Source organism: Hyphobacterium sp. SN044, from assembly GCF_021864465.1.
Taxonomy (GTDB): domain Bacteria; phylum Pseudomonadota; class Alphaproteobacteria; order Caulobacterales; family Maricaulaceae; genus Hyphobacterium.
On sequence record NZ_JAKKUV010000018.1, the window covers coordinates 1 to 3,585 of the forward strand.

At 67.9% G+C, this 3,585-nt stretch carries 4 protein-coding genes; 2 read left to right on the plus strand and 2 right to left on the minus strand.

The features are described from left to right. Positions 1-161: 161 nt before the first annotated feature. Together L5876_RS14490 and L5876_RS14495 are read right to left on the minus strand one after the other, a co-directional pair. A complete protein-coding gene (locus L5876_RS14490) occupies positions 162-1,295 on the minus strand; it encodes a serine hydrolase domain-containing protein (protein ID WP_236957072.1) in 1,134 nt (377 codons plus the stop codon). Between the two features lie 10 nt (positions 1,296-1,305). Beyond that, the gene (locus L5876_RS14495) at positions 1,306-2,169 is read right to left on the minus strand and encodes a bifunctional hydroxymethylpyrimidine kinase/phosphomethylpyrimidine kinase (protein ID WP_236957073.1); all 864 of its coding nucleotides are present in this window, start codon (positions 2,167-2,169) and stop codon (positions 1,306-1,308) included. Positions 2,170-2,190: 21 nt separating this feature from the next. On the opposite strand from L5876_RS14495, the gene L5876_RS14500 reads away from it, so the two are divergent. After that, positions 2,191-3,054 (plus strand): CoA ester lyase, encoded by an 864-nt coding sequence (locus tag L5876_RS14500; RefSeq protein WP_236957074.1) that lies wholly within the window; start codon positions 2,191-2,193, stop codon positions 3,052-3,054. Positions 3,055-3,057: 3 nt separating this feature from the next. Then, complete coding sequence (gene arsC, locus L5876_RS14505; RefSeq protein WP_236957075.1) at positions 3,058-3,414, plus strand: arsenate reductase (glutaredoxin); 357 nt, start codon at positions 3,058-3,060, stop codon at positions 3,412-3,414. The last annotated feature ends 171 nt before the right edge of the window (positions 3,415-3,585 follow it).

Sequence of the window (3,585 nt, forward strand, 5' to 3'; positions counted from 1 at the left end):
GACACCCACGAGGAGCGAAACCGCTACATCCTCGACTTCGTCCGAAACTACAACCAGACCCGCCTGCGATGTCTCGATTACGAAAGCCCCGCTCAGCGCCTCAACAATCTCACGGGACACAACACCTCCGCGGGGGTGACGTCAGTTGTGACGGGACGCGTTCACAAACACCCATACACCGTCTCGATCAGCGCCATGGCGCGGGGGTCGCCGGACAGCACGTCCATCTGCCGGTTCATGACATAGCTGCCGGAGAGGCCACGTACCGGGTCGGCGAAGCCGCATGAGCCGCCGAAGCCGTAATGGCCGACCGTCCTGGGTTCCGGGCCGTAATGGCCGCTGTCCCGGTTGATCATCACGCCCGCGCCGATGGCGAGGTCGAAAGGCAGGACACGGTCCGGGCCGGAGACGCGTTCCATCATCGCGGCCTCGACCGTGTCCGGGGCGATCAGTTGCGCATCCCGCAGCTTTCCGGCGCACGCGAAGGGCGAGAGCAGTTCGGCGATGGCGCGGGCGGTGCCATGCCCATTGGCGGCAGGGAATTCCGCCATCCGCCACTCGGCCGCGCCCTTGCGGCCCGGCGTCGACCAGGGTTTCAGAAACGCGGCCGCCTTGATGTCATTCGTCTTGCCGAGGAAGGGCGCGCGCGGGGGCAGGACGTGTTCGGCTGCGCGGGCGTGGAGCGGCTCCGGCGTTCCGATGTGAAAGTCGATACCGCGCGGCCCGGCGATGTCCTCGCGGAGCAGACCCCCGACGGACTTTCCGGTCGTGCGGCGGGCGATGGCATCGGCGAGGAAGCCGTAGGTGATGGGGTGATAACCCGAGCCCTGACCCAGCGCCCAGAGCGGGTGCATGGCGGCCAGCCTGTCCTCGATCAGGTCGCGGTCGAACCAGTCGCTCGGCTCCATCGGCTCCGGGAATCCGGCGAGTCCGGCCTGGTGCGACAGGGCCTCGGCCACCGTCACCCTCTCCTTGCCCGCGCGGCCGAATTCCGGCCAGTAGTCCGCGACACGCGCATCGTAGGAAATCACCCCGTCGGAGACAAGTTTCGCCATGACCATGGCGGTGACGGCCTTGCCGGTCGAAAACACCGGCACGATCGTGTCTTCCGCCCACGGACGGGACTTCTTGCGGTCGGCCCAGCCGCCCCAGAGGTCGACGACGGTCTCGCCGTCGATCATCAGCGCGAAGGCGGCACCGATCTCGTTGCCGGTCTGCCAGTTGGCGGCGAAGGCCTCGCGCACCGGCTCGAAGCCGGGCGCGGTCGTTCCGTAAATCTCGGGTGTCTCGGTCATGGGCGGGGAGCTAGACCTTCACGGGCTGCGCCGCAAGATGCGCGTCCTCGCGCACCGGATGAAGCCGGGCTGTGACGTCGGGAAGTTCGAAGGCCTCCCACGCCTTCGCCTTCAGAAGCGTGTCCCAGATCGCGGTCGCTGCGGTTTCGAGCGCGGCCTTCGGCTCTGCACCGATGAGACGTTCGGCGAGGAAGGTCGCGGTCAGAAGGTCGCCCGTCCCGTTCGGGACCTTGTCGAGAAGCGGGTGCGTCACGGTGAGGGCGGTGTGGGCATCAGCATAAAGAATGGCAATCTGGTCCCCGGTCGGAATCGATGACGCCAGCACCGGCTTGCCGAGCGCCCTGGCGGCGGTGAGGGCCTCGCCGGCGTCGCGAACCGGCAGGCCGGTCAGCCATCCCAGTTCGAAGGCGTTCGGCGTGACGAGATCGGCGCGCGGGACGAGGTGGTCGCGGATCGCCTCGGCGACGGCGTCGGGCACATAGGGCTTGCCGTGATCGCCGATGATCGGGTCGACGGCGATCAGGGGTTCGGGCGCATAGGCGCAGACATTGTGGGCGCTGCGGGTCTGAACCGCACGGATGGCGTCGATGGCTTCGGCGGCGCGCCTTACCTGATCGGCGCTCGCGAAATAGCCAGTCAGGACGGCATCGGTGAGGGCGAAGAGACCGTTGGACTCGATCCCGTCGAGGGCACCCGAGAAAAGGTCATCGCTGATCGCGCCGCCGCCCGGCGCGCCCCAGCCCGGATGCCGCCCGAGCAGGACGGTGGGCACGTGCATGGCGTCGACGCCGCGGGCCTGCAGCGCGGTGACGCTGACCCCGCCGCCGACGCGGCTGCCGGAAACGAGCGAGGACAGGACGAGGACCAGCGGCATACTCCGTGGTATAGGGCGGCCATGAGCGAAAGCGAAGTGATTCAAACGAGGGTTCCGGCCCTCCTGCGCTCGGCGCTTTTCGTGCCGGCCAGCCGCCCCTCGGCGATCGAGAAGGCCGCCGGCACTGGAGCCGACCTGCTGATGCTCGATCTCGAGGACGCGGTGGGCGAGGGCGGCAAGGCCGAGGCGCGCGAAGCGGTCGGAACCGCCATCTCGCTGTGGCGCGGAGCCGGCGTGCGCGCCGCGATCCGCATCAACGGAACGGACACGCCGCACTGGCGCGCCGACCTCGACGCGGCGTCGGCGGCCGACTTCATCGTCATTCCGAAAGTCGACGGGGTCGCCGATCTCGAGGCCGTGCGCGAAGCGGCACCGGACGGCCCGCCCCTGATCGCGATGATCGAGACGCCCCATGCGATGATGAGCCTGCCCGCGCTGACGGCCTCGGCGGAAGGGGCCGGACTGGCCGGGCTGATCGCCGGGACCAATGATCTCGCCAAGGCGCTTCGTCTGCCGCACGACCGGACGCGCACCGGGCTGGTGCCGCATCTCGCCGCGATGGTGCTGGCGGCCCGCTCGGCCGGGCTGTTCGTCCTCGACGGGGTCTATAACGCCTACCGCGATGATGAAGGCTTCGAGCTTGAAGCCCATCAGGGCAGGGCGCTGGGCTTTGACGGCAAGTCGCTGATCCACCCCGCCCAGGTCGCGCTGGCCAACCGGGCCTTCGGGCCGACACCGGCGGAGATCGAACGGGCCCAAGCCATCGTGAAGGCCTTCGAGGATGCACCCGGAAAGGGCGCCATCCCGTTCGAGGGCGAGATGATCGAACAATTGCACCGGGAACGGGCGGAAGCCCTGATCCGTTCGGTGGAAAACAGGAGCTGAGTGATGAGCCTCGACACGCCGGTGATCTGGCACAATCCGCGCTGCACCAAGTCGCGCCAGACCCTCGCCCTGATGGAGCAGAAGGGGATCAGTCCGCGCATCCGCCTTTACCTGGAGGACGCGCCGTCCGAGGCGGAGATCCGCGAAGTGGTCGAGCGGCTGGGCCTCGACAGCGCGCGCGACCTGATGCGCGTGAAGGAGGCCGAGTACAAGCAGCTCGGGCTCGACAAGGTGAAGAACGAGGACAAGCTCGTCGCGGCCATGGCGCAGACGCCGAAGCTGATCGAGCGGCCGGTCGTCCTCAAGGGCGAGCGCGCCGTGATCGGCCGCCCGCCCGAGGACGTGCTGGATATTTTGTAGAGCGGTTCACTTCGCTCAACGTCCATGTTTCGTCACCCCCGCGAAGGTGTTGTGTCCCGTGAGATTGTTGAGGCGCTGAGCGGGGCTTTCGTAATCGAGACATCGCAGGCGGGTCTGGTTGTAGTTTCGGACGAAGTCGAGGATGTAGCGGTTTCGCTCCTCGTGGGTGTC